20 protein-coding genes, 1 tRNA gene and 1 other RNA gene are annotated in these 15,801 nt (G+C 46.3%); 14 read left to right on the top strand and 8 right to left on the bottom strand.

Translation table 11 applies throughout. The features are described 5' to 3' along the window. Positions 1–87 precede the first annotated feature (87 nt). The gene (hdrB, locus tag BMX02_RS00385) at positions 88–969 is read right to left on the bottom strand and encodes a CoB--CoM heterodisulfide reductase subunit B (protein ID WP_091688057.1); all 882 of its coding nucleotides are present in this window, start codon (positions 967–969) and stop codon (positions 88–90) included. Positions 970–994: 25 nt separating this feature from the next. Further along, complete coding sequence (gene hdrC, locus BMX02_RS00380) at positions 995–1,489, bottom strand: CoB--CoM heterodisulfide reductase subunit C (protein WP_394328870.1); 495 nt, start codon at positions 1,487–1,489, stop codon at positions 995–997. Positions 1,490–1,708: 219 nt separating this feature from the next. Here hdrC and BMX02_RS12200 point away from each other — a divergent pair, with 219 nt between their 5' ends. The 8 genes from BMX02_RS12200 (at position 1,709) to BMX02_RS00345 (ending at position 9,375) form a co-directional block, all read left to right on the top strand. After that, positions 1,709–1,831, top strand: a complete 123-nt coding sequence (locus BMX02_RS12200; protein WP_135644011.1) for a hypothetical protein — start codon at positions 1,709–1,711, stop codon at positions 1,829–1,831. A gap of 71 nt (positions 1,832–1,902) precedes the next feature. Beyond that, positions 1,903–2,955 (top strand): class II glutamine amidotransferase, encoded by a 1,053-nt coding sequence (locus BMX02_RS00375; RefSeq protein ID WP_091688055.1) that lies wholly within the window; start codon positions 1,903–1,905, stop codon positions 2,953–2,955. Next, positions 2,952–4,463 carry a glutamate synthase-related protein gene (locus BMX02_RS00370; protein WP_091688053.1) on the top strand — a complete coding sequence of 504 codons (1,512 nt, stop codon included), beginning with the start codon at positions 2,952–2,954 and terminating at the stop codon, positions 4,461–4,463. The genes BMX02_RS00375 and BMX02_RS00370 overlap by 4 nt, the downstream gene beginning before the upstream one ends. 4 nt (positions 4,464–4,467) lie before the next feature. Continuing rightward, positions 4,468–5,211 carry a GltB/FmdC/FwdC-like GXGXG domain-containing protein gene (locus tag BMX02_RS00365; RefSeq protein WP_091688051.1) on the top strand — a complete coding sequence of 248 codons (744 nt, stop codon included), beginning with the start codon at positions 4,468–4,470 and terminating at the stop codon, positions 5,209–5,211. Positions 5,212–5,215: 4 nt separating this feature from the next. Then, positions 5,216–6,232: a Coenzyme F420 hydrogenase/dehydrogenase, beta subunit C-terminal domain gene (locus BMX02_RS00360; protein ID WP_091688049.1), complete on the top strand. Its 1,017-nt coding sequence runs from the start codon at positions 5,216–5,218 to the stop codon at positions 6,230–6,232. 139 nt (positions 6,233–6,371) lie between these two features. Next, entirely contained in the window at positions 6,372–7,595 is a 1,224-nt protein-coding gene (xseA, locus tag BMX02_RS00355) for an exodeoxyribonuclease VII large subunit (protein WP_091688047.1), read from the top strand. 4 nt (positions 7,596–7,599) lie between these two features. Further along, positions 7,600–7,881, top strand: a complete 282-nt coding sequence (gene xseB, locus BMX02_RS00350; protein WP_091688045.1) for an exodeoxyribonuclease VII small subunit — start codon at positions 7,600–7,602, stop codon at positions 7,879–7,881. A gap of 111 nt (positions 7,882–7,992) precedes the next feature. Next, positions 7,993–9,375 carry an ATPase domain-containing protein gene (locus BMX02_RS00345; RefSeq protein WP_091688043.1) on the top strand — a complete coding sequence of 461 codons (1,383 nt, stop codon included), beginning with the start codon at positions 7,993–7,995 and terminating at the stop codon, positions 9,373–9,375. A gap of 69 nt (positions 9,376–9,444) precedes the next feature. On the opposite strand, the gene BMX02_RS00340 is transcribed toward BMX02_RS00345, so the two are convergent. After that, entirely contained in the window at positions 9,445–9,672 is a 228-nt protein-coding gene (locus BMX02_RS00340; RefSeq protein WP_342210523.1) for a transcriptional regulator, read from the bottom strand. A 122-nt stretch (positions 9,673–9,794) separates the two neighbouring features. Between BMX02_RS00340 and ffs the strand changes: the two genes are divergently transcribed. From ffs to BMX02_RS00325, 3 genes are all read left to right on the top strand, one after another. Then, positions 9,795–10,109, top strand: an RNA gene (gene ffs, locus BMX02_RS00335) — signal recognition particle sRNA. 79 nt (positions 10,110–10,188) lie between these two features. Continuing rightward, a tRNA-Ser gene (locus BMX02_RS00330) sits at positions 10,189–10,273 on the top strand. Positions 10,274–10,330: 57 nt separating this feature from the next. Next, on the top strand, positions 10,331–10,576 hold the full coding sequence (locus BMX02_RS00325) for a hypothetical protein (protein ID WP_091688039.1): 246 nt from the start codon (positions 10,331–10,333) through the stop codon (positions 10,574–10,576). Here the strand turns inward: BMX02_RS00325 and BMX02_RS00320 are convergent. Further along, positions 10,573–10,905, bottom strand: coding sequence for a ribonuclease P protein component 4 (locus BMX02_RS00320; protein WP_091688037.1), 333 nt, complete (start codon positions 10,903–10,905; stop codon positions 10,573–10,575). The genes BMX02_RS00325 and BMX02_RS00320 overlap by 4 nt on opposite strands. Before the next feature lie 45 nt (positions 10,906–10,950). Then, a complete protein-coding gene (locus tag BMX02_RS00315) occupies positions 10,951–11,616 on the bottom strand; it encodes an MBL fold metallo-hydrolase (protein WP_091688035.1) in 666 nt (221 codons plus the stop codon). A 263-nt stretch (positions 11,617–11,879) separates the two neighbouring features. Between BMX02_RS00315 and BMX02_RS00310 the strand changes: the two genes are divergently transcribed. Further along, entirely contained in the window at positions 11,880–12,275 is a 396-nt protein-coding gene (locus BMX02_RS00310; RefSeq protein WP_091688033.1) for a DUF1699 family protein, read from the top strand. A gap of 84 nt (positions 12,276–12,359) precedes the next feature. Here BMX02_RS00310 and BMX02_RS00305 read toward each other — a convergent pair whose 3' ends face one another. Next, on the bottom strand, positions 12,360–12,779 hold the full coding sequence (locus BMX02_RS00305; protein ID WP_091688031.1) for a secondary thiamine-phosphate synthase enzyme YjbQ: 420 nt from the start codon (positions 12,777–12,779) through the stop codon (positions 12,360–12,362). A 13-nt stretch (positions 12,780–12,792) separates the two neighbouring features. Next, positions 12,793–12,972: a hypothetical protein gene (locus BMX02_RS00300; RefSeq protein WP_091688029.1), complete on the bottom strand. Its 180-nt coding sequence runs from the start codon at positions 12,970–12,972 to the stop codon at positions 12,793–12,795. 109 nt (positions 12,973–13,081) lie between these two features. On the opposite strand from BMX02_RS00300, the gene BMX02_RS00295 reads away from it, so the two are divergent. Continuing rightward, positions 13,082–13,582: a hypothetical protein gene (locus tag BMX02_RS00295; protein WP_091688027.1), complete on the top strand. Its 501-nt coding sequence runs from the start codon at positions 13,082–13,084 to the stop codon at positions 13,580–13,582. Between the two features lie 22 nt (positions 13,583–13,604). Next, positions 13,605–14,993, top strand: coding sequence for a RecJ family nuclease (locus BMX02_RS00290; RefSeq protein ID WP_091688024.1), 1,389 nt, complete (start codon positions 13,605–13,607; stop codon positions 14,991–14,993). Here the strand turns inward: BMX02_RS00290 and BMX02_RS00285 are convergent, their stop codons facing one another. Further along, a complete protein-coding gene (locus BMX02_RS00285) occupies positions 14,994–15,752 on the bottom strand; it encodes a DUF128 domain-containing protein (protein WP_091688022.1) in 759 nt (252 codons plus the stop codon). Between the last annotated feature and the right edge of the window lie 49 nt (positions 15,753–15,801).

Here is a 15,801-nt window from a genome sequence, read left to right as displayed (position 1 = left end):
TTTATTAATATAACCAGAAGCAACGAACCTGTAGCTGTGGCTTTGGCCATATGGTCAAAAAGATAAAGATAGAAAAATAAGGAAATATTATACGAATTTCTTAAAGAACTCTAAGTTCTTCATCTCATTCAGATCGATCCCCAATTCCTCCACTGAAAAACCAAGTGCCAGTCCCAGAAGCTGTGTGTAGTGAAGCACAGGAATGTTGTGTGAGGTGCCATCACGCCCATTAAGGTCCACCTGCCCGGCATCCAGCTGCATATGACAGAAAGGACATGCATTCACAATGCAATCAACACCCACGGATTCGATCATGGACAATTTGTGGCCGGTGAGTGCAAGAGCTTCATCAGGCAATGCAGAACGAACTCCACCGCCAGCTCCGCAGCATTCCATCTTATCGGGATATTCGACACTTTCCGCACCTGTAGCTTCCACAAGCTCATCAAAGAACGATGGTCTCTCCACACTTGAACCTACACGTCCCTTAGACGGTTTCAAAAGGTGGCAGCCATAGTGCACAGCAACCCTCAGCTCCAGCGGCCGGGTGATAACATCACGGATCTTCCCGGGACCAACCTCTTTGTGCAAAAATTCAGTGATGTGGCGAACATCGTGGCTGCCTTTGATGTTCCTTCCTATCAGGCCAAGATGAGAGTTAACTTCTTTTTTAACCTGCTCGTCTGCTTTGATCTCATAATTTGCATCAGCAAGTGAGCCATAACAACCATTGCAGATCGTTAGCAGGTCGCGGTCCAGTTCTTCGGATAAAGCAATGTTCCTGCCGGCCAGGGCAAGCCATGTAGCTTTGTCAAATGAACGGAGCACCCCTGGTGCAGGACAGCATGATGCGCCTTCCAGATCAATACAGTCTACTTCGAGTTTATCGAGACAGAGCTTTGTGCTCTTTTCTATACCCGGATAACGATTAGGGATCACACATCCCAGAAAAAGTGATACATTTGCCATATTTATTCCTCCCGGAAATGAAGCATCATTCTTCGGACATCAGTTCATCGAACCCACATGATGTCAGCAGCTTCTTTACCTCTTCCAGTCCTTCAGGGAAACTGTGAACAGTGGGTGGTAGCGGATCAAGTCCCAGAGCTTCCCTCTTTGTTCTATTCTCTTCGTTAATTGGAACGGCATGTCCGTGCTCCAGAAGTAGCTCACCGACCTTCCTGTGCTCCGGATAAATGATACCTTCTTGAACAGCAAGTGCACGCATCTCAAATATAGCATCAACGATGTCTATCCCCCGCGGACATCTCTCCTGGCAATTATAGCAGGTAGTGCACATCCAGAGGGAATCATCAGAAAGTACTGCCGGATCATTACATGCCTTCCTCAGGAGCTTTCTGACATTCAGGCTTGTATGCCTTCCCGAGGGACAGCTACCGCTGCAGACACCGCAATGCATGCATTTTAGAATGGTAGAGCCGGTCTTTTCCATGCGGGAAAGTACATTCGGTTCATTTCTGACAGACATCAAAGGGAGTTATCTTTTCATACATTATAAAAGATGCCATTGCACACTTTGGTGCAAACCATGAAAAGCAATAGTTATATTCGAGTACATTTATAAGATTTATATATTCAGAGTGTACCCGTCAATATGACTGCTCACAAGGGGGATAAAATGAGCAGCATAAGGTAGCATAAATTTCCGGAAAGAAGTTATTGAAGCAGTTACCAAATGTGATGATTCGTGAGAAACGCTCTTGGAGACCATGTATTCCTAAATTATCTCGCTGCAAAGACTGTGGAATGGGATGACTACAAGGCACGTGTACATCAATGGGAACTTGGCACGTACCTTAGCATACTCTAAGGGGTTTTCCCTCAGGATCTTACTCCCTGGCAGCAATATGCTGTCCATATAAATTTAACAAGGTGATAAAAATGTGTGGAATAATAGGTGTGATCGACAGGAAAAGAGCACTAATGGATGGCTCCAGTATTCGCGATGCACTAAGTCTTATGAATGAAAGGGGAAGTGGAGAAGGTGCAGGTTATGCCGCATACGGCATATATCCTGATTTCCAGGACTGCTATGCCATACACGTATTCTTTGACAACCTTGTGGAACCAAAGTCCCGGGTCGATCATATGCTCCATAAATGGGGACGAATCGTGCATCAGGAAGCCATACCAACATATGAGCAGGACGGACTTAAACGAAGTCATATCCCCTGGAGATACTTCTTCAAGCCTTACAGCGACCTGATGGCAGGAAGTACAACTCCAGAAGACGATGTCATGAAGTACATTGTCATGGAAACAAATTCCAACATACAGGGAGCACTGATATTCTCATCCGGAAAGAACATGGGAGTTTTCAAAGCTTCCGGCTGGCCTGAGGATGTTGCCAACTTCTACCGCATTGAAGACTACAAAGGGTACATCTGGCTTGCCCACAACCGTTATCCCACCAATACACCCGGATGGTGGGGAGGAGCACATCCGTTCAATCTTCTTGACTGGGCAGTAGTGCACAACGGAGAGATCACCTCATACGGTACGAACAGACGTTATGTTGAAAGCAATGGATACACCTGCAGCATGTTCACCGATACCGAAGTAGTCGCATATCTTTTCGATCTTCTCGGCAGAAGGCATGGACTTCCGGAGGACGTTGTGGTAAAAGCACTTGCCCCGCCTTTCTGGGATGAGATAGACAATATGCCCGAAAAGGAACAGGAACTCAACCACGCGATCCGCCTGACCTACGGACCTGCTCTCATGAACGGACCGTTTGCAATAGTAGTGGCAACCCATGAAGGGATCGTAGGATTTACTGACAGGATCAAGCTCAGACCACTGGTCATCGGGGAGAACGAAGACCGGCTTTACATCTCAAGCGAAGAAGCTGCCATCCGCGTCATGGACCCTGAGGTACAGAACATACACATGCCAAGGGCAGGGGAACCTGTGATAGGGAGGGTGATCGTATGAGCCTTGGAAGTGTACCCCTTAAATACAAGGTTACCATCGACCGCGAGCAGTGCATGCACTGTATGCGATGTATCAATAACTGTTCATATGGCGTATTCCACAGGGAAGATGACAGGATAATCATCGATTCCCGAAAGTGTACAGCCTGCCATCACTGCATCTCCATGTGCCCGAGGGACGCCATATCACTGCAGGAAAGACCTGTGGATTACCGCAGCCATCCGCTCTGGACAGCTGAGGCACGCGAGGATATCATCAACCAGGCACGTACAGGGAAGATCATTCTTGCGGGCATGGGAAATGCAAAACCCTATCCGGTGATCTTCGACAGGCTTGTCCTCGATGCCTGCCAGGTAACAAATCCAAGTATCGATCCGCTGCGTGAACCCATGGAGCTTCGGACATATATTGGAAAGAAGCCACCAAGGCTTGAGATAGACAAGAAGGATAACGGTGACATCGAGATGCTCACCAAACTTACCCCTAATCTCAAGCTTGAAACCCCCATCATGATCGGACACATGAGCTATGGTGCTATCAGCCTGAACGCACAGCTAAGCCTTGCTAAAGCTGTGGAAAAGACAGGAACATTCATGGGAACCGGAGAAGGAGGTCTTCATGAGGCTATCTACCCATACCAGAAAAATATGATAGTACAGGTGGCATCCGGCCGTTTTGGCGTGGACATCAACTACCTCGAAAGAGGAGCTGCCATAGAGATAAAGATCGGACAGGGTGCAAAGCCCGGTATTGGAGGCCACCTTCCAGGGGAAAAAGTGTGCCAGGATGTGTCCTGCACCCGTATGATACCCCTTGGAAGTGATGCTATCAGCCCTGCACCGCATCATGATATATACAGCATAGAGGACCTCGCACAACTTGTGAGAAGCCTTAAGGAAGCTACCGAGTGGAAGAAACCCGTGTTCGTAAAGATAGCAGCTGTGCACAATGCTGCGGCAATTGCAGCAGGTATTGCACGTTCCTCGGCAGACGCTGTGGTAATAGACGGATTCCGCGGAGGTAGCGGAGCAACACCAAAGGTCTTCAGGGACAATGTAGGCATTCCTATCGAGGCAGCTGTTGCAAGTGTTGACCAGAAGCTAAAGGACCAGGGTATCAGGAACAAGATCTCGGTCATTGCAAGTGGCGGTATCCGCAACAGTGCAGATATTGCAAAATCGATCGCACTCGGAGCAGATGCAGTCTATATTGGCACAGGAGCACTTATCGCAATGGGCTGCCGTGTTTGTGGCCAGTGTTACAGAGGCATGTGCCCATGGGGTATCGCAACCCAGAGACAGGAACTGGTCGATCGCCTCGATCCGGAGATCGAATCCGAGCATGTGGCAAACCTCATCCGCTCATGGACACTTGAGCTTAGCGAGCTGATGGGTGCTGCCGGGATCAATAGTATTGAAAGCCTGAGGAGCAACAGAAGCCGTCTGCGAGGATACATGCTGGACGAAGGGACCCTGGATGTCCTGCAGGTCAAGCCGGTGGGGGCCTGAGAACATGAAAAAAGTAGAGATCGATGCAAAAGGCATGCACTATACCCCCCTCAATAAAATGATAAGAGAGGCGGTCAAAAACGGTGCAAAAGAGATAATCCTGGACAATGTGATAGGCCAGCGGTTCATTGCTGATGGATTGAAAGGTGATGTCACCATCCGGATCAATGGAGTTGCCGGAGGGGACCTTGGAATGTTCATGAACGGCCCCACCTGCATAGTGAACGGAAATTGCGACCATGCCCCTGGCAATACCATGGATGGAGGAACAATTGTTATCCACGGAAGTGCAGGAGATGCCGTAGCACATAGTATGCGCGGCGGAAAACTGTTCGTGGAAAAGAACATCGGCTATCGCGGAGGCATCCACATGAAGCAGTATGAGGAAGATCGCCGCCCTGCACTGGTCGTAGGTGGCGCTTCACATGCATTCCTGGGAGAGTATATGGCCGGAGGCCTGATCATTGTGCTGGGTATCGGACAGGAAAATCCGGTAATGGACCGTGGGATCGGCAGTGGTATCCACGGAGGTATGATAGTTATCCGCGGGGAAGTGAAGGATGAGCTTCTGGGAGTTGGTGCCAGAAAAATGGAATTCGGAGAAAAGGAACTTGAAATGATCACCCCATATGTGGAAGAGTTCTGCAAACATTTCGATACGGAACCCTCAGGATTGCTGGATACGAACTATACCTGCATAGTACCTGCAAGCACCAGACCGTTCGCAGGAAAGTACACATGGGAGTGATAACATGTATGACAAGAATTATACTGATCTTGAGAACAACGTGTGGCATACAGGAAAATGTGCATGTTGCGGCGCCTGTGTTGCAGTATGCCCGGCAAACTCACTTTTCTTTGAAACAGGAGAGAATTCCACACACCCGATGAATGACGGATACTGCAAATCAGCTGTTGACGGAGTGCCCTGCGGCGCCTGCCATGAGGTTTGCCCGAGGATAGATGAAAGGGAGATTCAGACCATTGGAAATTCGATCGATATAGTATCCGCCTCGGCAAACTTCGATGTTGAGAAGAAGCAAAGCGGAGGTGCGGTCACTGCCATTCTTATGAACGCACTGGAACAGGGTCTTGTGGATGCGGTCATCACTGTTGCCGAAGATCCATGGAGCCTCAAGCCCAGGTCAACGATCATAACTTCCAGTGAGATGCTAACCAGACAGGCCGGAAGCCGGTACAACTGGTGGGTACCCCTATTATGGGCATTAAAGGAAGCTGTCATAACCAAAAAATACCGCAATGTAGCGATAGTAGGTGTACCCTGCGTGGTCCAGGCGATCAGCGAGATGCGCAAAAGTGAGCATGACCTTATACGACCGTTCAGGGATTCCATCCGGCTGATGATCGGTCTTTTCTGTGCAGAGACATTTGACTATGAGAAAATGGTTGAAGGAAAGCTCAAAAATGAACTGGGTATCGACCCATGGCAGATCAAGCACCTTGATGTTACGGGAAAACTGGAGATCACCACCGAGAACGGAGAAATTCACACGATCCCGCTTTCCGAACTTGATGACTGCATACGTCCGGGTTGTGCCATTTGTACAGACCTGACAGCACTTGATGCGGATATTTCTGCCGGGTCCATTGGGAGTCCGCAGGACCAGACCACACTTATCATACGCACACCTGTAGGGAACAAGTTCTTCAGGAGCGCTGTTGATGAAGAAAAACTTGTGGTATCAGATGAGGTGGACCTGCGACCCATAGAAACCCTTGCGAACAAAAAGGCGAAAAGGAGAGTATAAATCAGGATCTGCCTATCAGGCATCACCGCCTGATAGTTTTTGCTCGCAGTGATACTTTCTGTTATTACTTTCAATATGCTCACAGCAGGTACAAATAATAGGTACAATATAACGTTATGCGAAGTTGGAGAAAGTGTCAATGCCTGCCTATACCGTTACGGAACTGAACAATTTTATCAAAAATATACTGACAACTGACCCGAATCTGAACAATGTCTGGGTACAGGGAGAGATATCAAACCTCACAAAGCATGGGTCAGGACATTATTATTTTACCATCAAGGACAAAAAGAGCCAGATAAGCTGTGTTAGTTTCAGGTCCGTGAACAGGACGCTTCGGTTCGAACCTGAAAAGAACATGAAGGTCCTTGTTTTCGGATCTGTGGACGTATATACCATCCGAGGCCAGTACCAGCTGCGTGTGATGGACATGCGCCCGGATGGGATCGGGGAATTGTACAAAGCTTACGAACAGCTTAAGGAGAGACTGGAAAAGGAAGGACTTTTCAGCGATATCCACAAGCAAACCATACCGAAATTCCCGAAAAAGATCGGTGTTGCCACCTCTGCCACCGGTGCTGCAATACATGACATACTTAATGTGATCGGGCGCCGATACCCTGTTGACATACTGCTCTCACCTACCATCGTACAGGGAGAAAAGTCTGCGGAAAGTATCGTACATTCCATAGAATTACTGAACAGGACCGATGTGGATGTGATAATAGTGGGTCGTGGTGGCGGCTCCCTTGAAGACCTCTGGTCCTTTAATGAGGAAGCGGTCGCAAGAGCTATTTTCAATTCAGAAAAGCCCATTGTTTCAGCAGTGGGCCATGAAACTGATTATACCATATCTGACTTTACATCCGACCTTCGGGCACCAACGCCTTCTGCAGCTGCAGAACTTGTAGTACCCGACCAGAAGGAGGTCAAAAGGCACCTCACGAACCTGTCCATGAGGATGGAGAGCGAAATGCGACACCTCATGTCTGAAAGAAAGAAGCATCTGGAACATCTTCGGGAGAAGATAGAACCTGAACATTTCAGGGATATGCTAAGACAGGATTACCAGCATCTTGATGAGCTCACATCAAAGCTGACAACATCCATTGGTAGAATTGTAGATAACAAGGCATCCGAACTCAGGCTTCAGGCATCCAGGCTCAATTCGGTCAGCCCTTTGAACACCATGGGAAGAGGGTACAGCATTGCAGTATCCCCTGATAGCAGGAGGATCATCACAAACGTTGCCGATGTAAAAGAAAAAGATGGGGTTGATGTAATTGTCAGCGATGGTATTCTGGAATGCAATGTTAAGAGCATAAGGGACGACAGGAAGAAGTACCTGCTATTTGAGAGGTGAACATATGGGAAAGACGGATAGTACCGACGATATTAGTGAAGACAATATTAATGAAGAGAGCATTGATGAACTTACATTTGAAGAAGCGCTTGAAGAGCTGGAAACCATTGTTGAGCATCTTGAAAGGGGACAGCTTACCCTGGATGATAGTATCGGGACCTTCGAGAAAGGCATGAAGCTGGCACTCCTCTGTAACCGGAAAATAGAGGCTTCTGAAAAGAAAATAGAGCTCCTGATAGAAAAGAACGGTAAACTTGCGACAGAACCATTTAGTGAAATGGAATGATCAGGAAGGAAGAAGAAACAATCATATAATATGATATGATATATTTTTATAAGTAGATATCCATGGAATCAAGAAATTATAAGTAACCCTTTATCCATATGGAAAATTACAATGTCAGAACTTCAAAATTTGTCATGCTGTATCGACGGCCTTGATGAGATCCTCGGGGGATTCAGGAAACCATCAACAATACTGGTTGCAGGTACGGCAGGGGTTGGTAAGACCACAATGATACTGCAGATGCTATCAAATGCTGCCAAAAAGGGAGAAAAAACACTATACATACCTCTTACAACGGAAACTGCCGGGAAAGTTGAGAGGCTGCATTCCATATACCCGTTCCTGGATGAGAATGTCAAAGTATATCCGGTAAGCCGCCCTGCATCTGAAAAGGACCCGTTGAGTACATTGATAGATGTAGGAAATGTAATTGCATCAGAAAATCCCGACCGTCTGGCCATTGATCCGATCACACCCATAGGATTTGGTTTTGTTGAGCAGGAAAGAAGGCGTTTCTTCTACACACTGGATTCCATGCTTAAAGAATCAGAATCCCTTGTAATGCTCACAGGAGAACTTCTTGAAGACCAGATACATGGATATGTTGCCAGCCACCTTACAGATGGTATCATATATCTTTCAAAAGAGAACTCCGGTTATCATACTGCCCACAAACTGAAAGTCCTGAAGATGCTTGGCATCGAACCGAACAACAAGGCAAGGCGTACTGCCCGTGAATACAGTTATGACGTCAGCTCAGAAGGATTTACAGCATACCCACGCTTGATCGTTGAAGATGTAGATGAGCTTACTGAGACCAGGATAAAGTCCGGAGTGGAAAACTTCGACCTTATGCTTCACGGCGGGATGATTGCCGGCAATAGTACCCTTATTGCAGGTGAGCCCGGAACAGGAAAGAGCATATTTGGATGGCAGTTCCTCATGGAAGGACTGAAGAACGGAGAGAAGGGCATAATAGTCACATACAACGAACTCCCACAGCAGATCATTCAGGGAGCATCAAAGTTAGGATATGACATGCAGCAATACGTTGATTCCGGAATGCTGAAGTTCATACATTCTAATCCGGAGGAGATCCATCCCGATGAGCATGCCACAAGGATAAAAGAACTTGTGGAAAGCATGGAAGCTACAAGGCTTGTAGTAGATGGATTGATCAATCTGGAAATAACGTTCCCCGACATTATCAAACTCCGCGGGTATCTTCAGCGCCTTACAGCCTATCTGAAGACCAGAGGGGTCACATCGGTCATTACCACGGAACTGTGCGCCCAGGAAAATGACAGGATCATGAGCAAGGATGCCTCTTTTATTGTTGATACCGTAGTAACGGTCAGGCAGGTCGTATTCTCAAATGAGGTCAAACGATACATCAGAGTACTCAAATCCAAAGGTTCCAAACATGCACTGAACATGCGCGAGTATGTAATAGAAGATACAGGAATAAAGATCAACTGTGATGTTATTCTTTAAAAAAAGCTTCCAATGAACTAAAAATAAAAAAAAAAGAGAGCAAGATAGCTTTCAAATATATCTTTTTTATCAGATCGCGTGGATCGACCTCTCAACAGTGGTTCCGAGCTCCGTGAGGTCGTACACGCCACCATCTTCGCTTAACAATTCTTTTTCGACAAGCTCGGCCAGTATCTTATCAACAGATGGCTTTACCACGTGCATGTTCTTTGCGATGCGTGCTGCATCCATCTCCCCTTTAGATCCAAGCAGAGCCAGTAGTTTCTGCCTGTTCTTGTTACCTGTTATAAATCCCATTAATTCATCCATGATATCACCATAACAATGTATACTAATGCATCATATAATTATTCACTCACAATCGCCTTTCAATTGATGAAAGAGGAATACTTTTATTACCTGTAATGCATATGTATGCGTGACGGGCTAGTCTGGGTAGGCCGGCGTTACCTGTAACCCGAAATCGCCGATATGCGGGAGACGAAGCCAAAAGAAGTTGTTTTGATCATTTCCAAACCTGTGATCTCAACTGAGAAGCCCCGTCCTGCTTGGATGGTGTTGGTAGAAGAACTAATTGGAGAATTGGTCCTCTTATCTTCACCGTGGGAACCAGTCGAGGCCCGGAAGGGAGCAGACCTACCATGGGCACTTGTCGCTTGTAGGGCTGCGGGGTGGAGGAGAGATCTCAGACCATTTGGTTGTGTGATGGACAGCAACTCGCGGTGTGCCCGTCACTTTGAACTTCAAACGAAAAGCATTAAATATTGCTATTGCCTTTAAGGAGAACGCGTGGCAATAAAATGCAAACCCAATGACGAGATAGCCAAGCCCGGTATGGCGCAGGATTGCTAATCCTGTGGTGCTTTGCGCCTCGGGGGTTCGAATCCCCCTCTCGTCGCTTTTTTATACACCATTGAACTCATAATGGATAATATAATCGTTGCAGGCGAAGATCATGCCAAAAACAAAACCAATTATTTCAGTGCTTAACGAAATGCCAGCAGAGAACGACGTAGCTGAAAAAGCACCCAGCGGGTGTGGTGGCTGTACCGGTGGCACTTGCGGAGCTTTTGGTATCAGGGCAGGATCTGAAAAGGACGTAGTGATCAGGAACCTGCTTCTCTTTGCAATTATGGGAATCGGAATGCTCCTTGCATCATACCTTATTGTGAAGCTCCTGAACCTTGTCACAGGGAATTAAGAATTAACTTTTTTGTCTGTTCTATAGGGATAACGCATCTCTTTTCCACATTTAAGGCAGGTTATTGTCATATACCTGCCATGAAGCCTTATCCTCGAGCTGTTACCGGGAACCAGAAAAGAATGGCAACCCTTGCATATCCTGCGTTTTAAGTAAGAAGGAAGCCTTATACGATATCGCATTCCGATCCGTCTTGCCAGAGCTACGTACCGGTCGCTCCTATGAGGATTGGAACTATAGCTCTCCCCTGCAAGTTTGAAAAGGCATTCGATCCTTTCAGTAGCTATATCCTTTATCAGGTTCTTTTGCTTCTTTTTTATTCGTGCCATACAAAAATACCTTTGTGTATCTTACTTGCTTACTTACGTACCTACTTACTTATCCCGTAGAATGATAACTTCGATGCGAGGGTCCTTTTCGTTCACAAGCTCCTTAAACCTTTGCGGGTCAGACTCCGTGCCTTCCACACAACCATAATGCATGGGTATAGCAACTTTCGGACCTATAAGCACAGCAGCATCTGCCGCTTCCTCTTCACCCATAGTATAAAGAGCACTTATAGGAAGAAGGACAACATCTGCCTTCAGATCCTTCATTTCAGGGATGAGGTCCGTGTCACCTGCATGATATATTCTCACACCATCAAGCTCAACAATATATCCCACACCTTCTCCGCGGGGATGATTGGGCTTGTTCAGGTTATACGCAGGTACCACTTCGATGTTGACACCTTTTATTGCAAGATCACCGGTCAGAAGATCACCTTCAGCGATCCGTCTTGCATCACCCTTGAATTGTAAGCTCATTTTTTCAGGAATGAGAGTTGTAGTTGTGCTTCCACGCACCTCCCTTATGGATGCAGGATCACAATGATCAAAATGTTCATGCGTCAACAATATAATATCCGCTTCATCACCATACCCAGAGTCATCCGGCAGCACATACGGATCGATGTATACGACCCTACCCTGACCTTTCAATATAAATCCGGCATGACCGAGCCATTCTATAAGGACATTACCAACCTGTGTACTTCTCATCCTATACCCTCTTTAATATCATCGAATCATTACAATTTCATCTTAAACCTGAATGTGAGAACAACACGATCCATCTTAAAACTGCCGAATTCTTTTATAGTACTCGTATATCAGATGATAAAACCGTGTAATTTTTTGTACCATCGTTCGATAATATTTATATAGAAGTGGGTGTTGTATATACAATAATGCGTTGTGTGTAAATATATTTGAAAATGGGTTTGGAAAATATAGATACACTCTAAAAAAAGGAAGTGACTAAAATGAAGATCAGAGTTGTAAGTTCAAAAGAAGAAATCCAGTCATTAAGTGAAAATGAAGAGATCGTTCACCTTGCATTCAGACCATCAAACACAGACATATTCTCATTAGTTGTAAAATGCCCTAGTGTTAAAGCACTTCACATCCCAAGCTCATACAAGAAAACAATATCCAAATCCGCCAAGATGTATCTTGAAATGCAGGGTATCAACCTTCTTGAAGGTGACGTATGGGGACACAGAAAAGATATCAACGAGTACTCTGAAGTCTCACAGAGCGTCTACGACCGCATAAAGGATTACAGGAACGAAGGTCTTTCCGAAGAAGAGATCAATGAGAAAATGGTCCGGGAAACAAGACTCAGTCCTGATTTCATAGAGTTCCTTATGAAGCAGTAATACTGCAATTGAAAAACAAAAAAGCTAAAAACGATAGAGGACTGTCCCACAACGGACGGTCTTTTCCACTCTTTTTAAATAGATTCATTCACCAACGATCTGAACGACCAGTTTGCGCGACCGGGCTCTGTTATCCAGATCGATGAATATTACCTGTTGCCAGGTCCCAAGAAGCATACTGCCATCGATCAACGGGAACGATTCACTTTGCCCCAGAAGAGATGCACGCACATGAGAATGGCCGTTACCATCGTGCCATCGTTCATTGTGCTTATATTCGATGTCCTTCGGTGCTATACGTTCAAGTGCCTGCTGCAGGTCATGGATAAGTCCGGACTCATACTCGAGTGTCGTCACTGCCACAGTAGAACCTGCCGCAAAAACAGTAACGATCCCATTATTAATTCCGGATCCGCTCACAGACCTTATGACATCGTCAGTGATATCGATGATCTCGGAATTACCTTTTGTATCATATTCCAGATATCTTGTAAGAACCGGCATAATATTGATCTGCTTAGTCAATGCGTGTTATTTTGATACCAGCAAGAGATACAGCCAGTACGAACAACATGAGAGCTGCCGTAAAACCATACCCCTGTGGCTCTATTTCAGCAAGGTGCACGAATATAAGCATTACAATAAACATGAGTACTGAACCTATGCTCAGAACGATCTCCATTGTTTTCTTGTTCATCACACCCTACATTACATCAGTAATACATCAATTTAACGCCGCCTTAAGAGAACAACATTTTAAAAGATGCAAATAGTATCTAAACAAAAACACATAATGGGGTTATGATATGACAGAATTCGAAAGGGAACTTGTACAGTCGTTCAATGCTTTTTTTGAAAAGAATAACGTAAGGGGGATAGCGCATCGTCTCAAACAGCACCGCTTCACACCGCAGTTTCTGGATGTCCTGGTAGACTCCCTTAACCCGGACTACTATATGGGCATAGAATGTAAGAGCATATCAGTTGAAAAAGGTGCCAATGCACTTTATTTTACTCAGCATTTCACAGTAGATAAGAAAGGTTCACACCAGATAGACCGCATATCCGACTTCCTGAGAAGATCCGGACGTAACGGATTTCTGGCGGTTGAACTGAGAATGGGTGCCGGGTGTGCAAGGAAAGCACATATTATCCCATGGGATGACCTTTACAGCAGGTTCCATGACGAATCGTCGCTCAAATACACGGTCAAAGAGATACAAACATACCCACCCATCGAACGCAAGAGCGGGCATTATCTAATAGAGCCTGTCAAATGGAGAGCCGGAAAAAGGATCATTGAATAATAGATCTTACTGGAGCATATAAATGATTGAAAAAATCCAACAGATCAGGTCAAAAGCTTTAAAGTGTTCGGTTGAAATACACAAATCCAATTCTGTATATGTAGTATCCCACATAGATGCTGACGGTCTCACATCAGCAGGGATCATTGGCAAAGCTCTTGAAAGGGCAGGTATCGATCATTCCATCCATTTTGTCAAGCAACTGGATGAAATTGAAATTGAGGCTATCGCCAACCAGAATCCGGAACTTGCGATCTTCACGGACCTTGGGAGCGGCATGATAGAGTCCCTCAACTCACACGGCATAAATTCGGTAATATCAGACCATCACCAACCAAGGGGAGAACTGGAACATCACTTAAACCCCCATCTTTTCGGCTTCAATGGATCATACGAGCTCAGCGGCTCCGGAATGACCTACATGCTTGCGAATGCCCTTGGGGATAACAGGGACCTTGCCGACCTTGCCATAGTCGGAGCCATAGGGGACCTCCAGCATTTGAAAAAAGGACACCTTACAGGAATTAACCGCTACATTCTCGAAGAGGGCGTAAAGGAAGGCAGCCTGCATTACGAGAAGGACATAATGCTCTTTGGAAAACAAACGCGTCCTGTCTTCAAATTGCTCCAGTTCGCATCCGACCCATACCTTCCCGGACTTACCGGAAATGAAGATGCATGCATCGGGTTCCTGCATGACCTTGGAATACGCTTCAGCGGGGATGAACGCTGGAGAAGATGGATCGATCTTGAGCAAAATGATAAGCAGAAAGTGGTCTCCGCGCTTGTGCAATACTGCCTTCGTTCAGGTTTGCCACCCTACAAGATCGAGAGGCTCATTGGAGAGGTCTACCTGCTCATGAAAGAGAAGGAAGGCACAGAAATGAGAGATGCTTCGGAATATTCCACTTTGCTCAACGCCACAGCACGCTACGGACATGCGGATATCGGCCTGGCAGTCTGCATGGGCGATCGCGGCAAAGCTTATGAATCCGCCCGCCAGCTGTTGAGCGAGCACCGGCAGAACCTTGTGAACGGACTCATGTTCGTCAAGGAGAACGGCATCACAGAACTCAACAACCTCCAGTATTTCGATGCAGGTTCCAATATCATGGAGACCATTGTTGGCATCATTGCAGGAATGAGCACATCCATCGTCGGAAACCGTTCCCTTCCGATAATAGCCTTTGCAGATTCGAAGGAAGGTGTCAAGGTGTCAGCCCGCGGAACACAGGACCTGATCAGGAAAGGACTCAACCTCTCTGAAGCCATGGCAGTGACAACAGCAGAGATAGGAGGCGCAGGAGGAGGTCACGATATCGCAGCAGGCGCCACCATACCATTCAATGTAAAAGAAGAATTCCTGCAAAAGCTCGATTCTGTTATTGGTGAACAATTGCGCAAAAAGTGATCAGACAAAATCATCGACGTGTTTCATCTCATCTATGTCTATCAAAGTTGACATCGCGTTCGTGCGAACCTCAAAGCCCTGCTCCTTTGCCATTGCCATGGGGTTGGTCCCGCCAATGACAACAACACCGAGATGATCCCGCTCCACCGGCACATCAAGCACGCGGGAGTTTGGCTCCCCAACTTCCATAATTCCACTGATACCTGCATCCAGCATATCGGAGAGAATATGATCAAGATCATCCCTTGCGACCAATGGTGCTTCACGAAGATTGGCAAGGATCTTTCCCGAGCCTGTTCTTAGCATCTGGGTTACAGAGGTGACATCCTGCGACATCAGGACCTCAAGAGGGTCTATGGTTGTGCTCACATAGGTCACAACATCAGTAAACCTCACCGGGTGTCCGTTCTTGATCTGTACGACCCCTCCAAGTTTAGGGTTGATCATCACACCACCTTTTAAGAGCACACCATCAATAGTGATACTGCAAACTGTGGCAATGCCCACATCGCCCTTGGATATCCTGAAATCGCCAATACTCTCCCCCCCTTTGATGATCTTGAGGAAAGGACTGACCGATAATCCGCTCCGGATCGCCAGCGCGTATACCTCGAGAATCGATTCAAGATCTTCTCCCTTAATGAGAGACAGATTGACTATAACATCACCTGCCATTGCAACCGGGTCGAATGTGGTCCTGAACATAAGGTCTTCAATACGTGACGAAGTGAACTGGACACGATGTGGTTTATTGATCATAGAGACACCTTGTCATTTCCATAAAGTAAGGAAATTACCCTATTATAGT

Source organism: Methanococcoides vulcani (assembly GCF_900111645.1).
GTDB classification, from domain to species: domain Archaea; phylum Halobacteriota; class Methanosarcinia; order Methanosarcinales; family Methanosarcinaceae; genus Methanococcoides; species Methanococcoides vulcani.
Note: the sequence above shows the minus strand (reverse complement) of the source record. Positions and strands in the feature narration are given on the sequence as shown.

Bases quoted from the DNA above. Each gene is read 5' to 3' on its own strand.
- hdrB (WP_091688057.1), bottom strand. From the start codon at position 969: ATGGCAAATGTATCACTTTTTCTGGGATGTGTGATCCCTAATCGTTAT.
- hdrC (WP_394328870.1), bottom strand. From the start codon at position 1,489: ATGTCTGTCAGAAATGAACCGAATGTACTTTCCCGCATGGAAAAGACC.
- BMX02_RS00375 (WP_091688055.1), top strand. From the start codon at position 1,903: ATGTGTGGAATAATAGGTGTGATCGACAGGAAAAGAGCACTAATGGAT.
- BMX02_RS00370 (WP_091688053.1), top strand. From the start codon at position 2,952: ATGAGCCTTGGAAGTGTACCCCTTAAATACAAGGTTACCATCGACCGC.
- BMX02_RS00365 (WP_091688051.1), top strand. From the start codon at position 4,468: ATGAAAAAAGTAGAGATCGATGCAAAAGGCATGCACTATACCCCCCTC.
- BMX02_RS00360 (WP_091688049.1), top strand. From the start codon at position 5,216: ATGTATGACAAGAATTATACTGATCTTGAGAACAACGTGTGGCATACA.
- xseA (WP_091688047.1), top strand. From the start codon at position 6,372: ATGCCTGCCTATACCGTTACGGAACTGAACAATTTTATCAAAAATATA.
- xseB (WP_091688045.1), top strand. From the start codon at position 7,600: ATGGGAAAGACGGATAGTACCGACGATATTAGTGAAGACAATATTAAT.
- BMX02_RS00345 (WP_091688043.1), top strand. From the start codon at position 7,993: ATGTCAGAACTTCAAAATTTGTCATGCTGTATCGACGGCCTTGATGAG.
- BMX02_RS00340 (WP_342210523.1), bottom strand. From the start codon at position 9,672: ATGGGATTTATAACAGGTAACAAGAACAGGCAGAAACTACTGGCTCTG.
- BMX02_RS00325 (WP_091688039.1), top strand. From the start codon at position 10,331: ATGCCAAAAACAAAACCAATTATTTCAGTGCTTAACGAAATGCCAGCA.
- BMX02_RS00320 (WP_091688037.1), bottom strand. From the start codon at position 10,905: ATGGCACGAATAAAAAAGAAGCAAAAGAACCTGATAAAGGATATAGCT.
- BMX02_RS00315 (WP_091688035.1), bottom strand. From the start codon at position 11,616: ATGAGAAGTACACAGGTTGGTAATGTCCTTATAGAATGGCTCGGTCAT.
- BMX02_RS00310 (WP_091688033.1), top strand. From the start codon at position 11,880: ATGAAGATCAGAGTTGTAAGTTCAAAAGAAGAAATCCAGTCATTAAGT.
- BMX02_RS00305 (WP_091688031.1), bottom strand. From the start codon at position 12,779: ATGCCGGTTCTTACAAGATATCTGGAATATGATACAAAAGGTAATTCC.
- BMX02_RS00300 (WP_091688029.1), bottom strand. From the start codon at position 12,972: ATGAACAAGAAAACAATGGAGATCGTTCTGAGCATAGGTTCAGTACTC.
- BMX02_RS00295 (WP_091688027.1), top strand. From the start codon at position 13,082: ATGACAGAATTCGAAAGGGAACTTGTACAGTCGTTCAATGCTTTTTTT.
- BMX02_RS00290 (WP_091688024.1), top strand. From the start codon at position 13,605: ATGATTGAAAAAATCCAACAGATCAGGTCAAAAGCTTTAAAGTGTTCG.
- BMX02_RS00285 (WP_091688022.1), bottom strand. From the start codon at position 15,752: ATGATCAATAAACCACATCGTGTCCAGTTCACTTCGTCACGTATTGAA.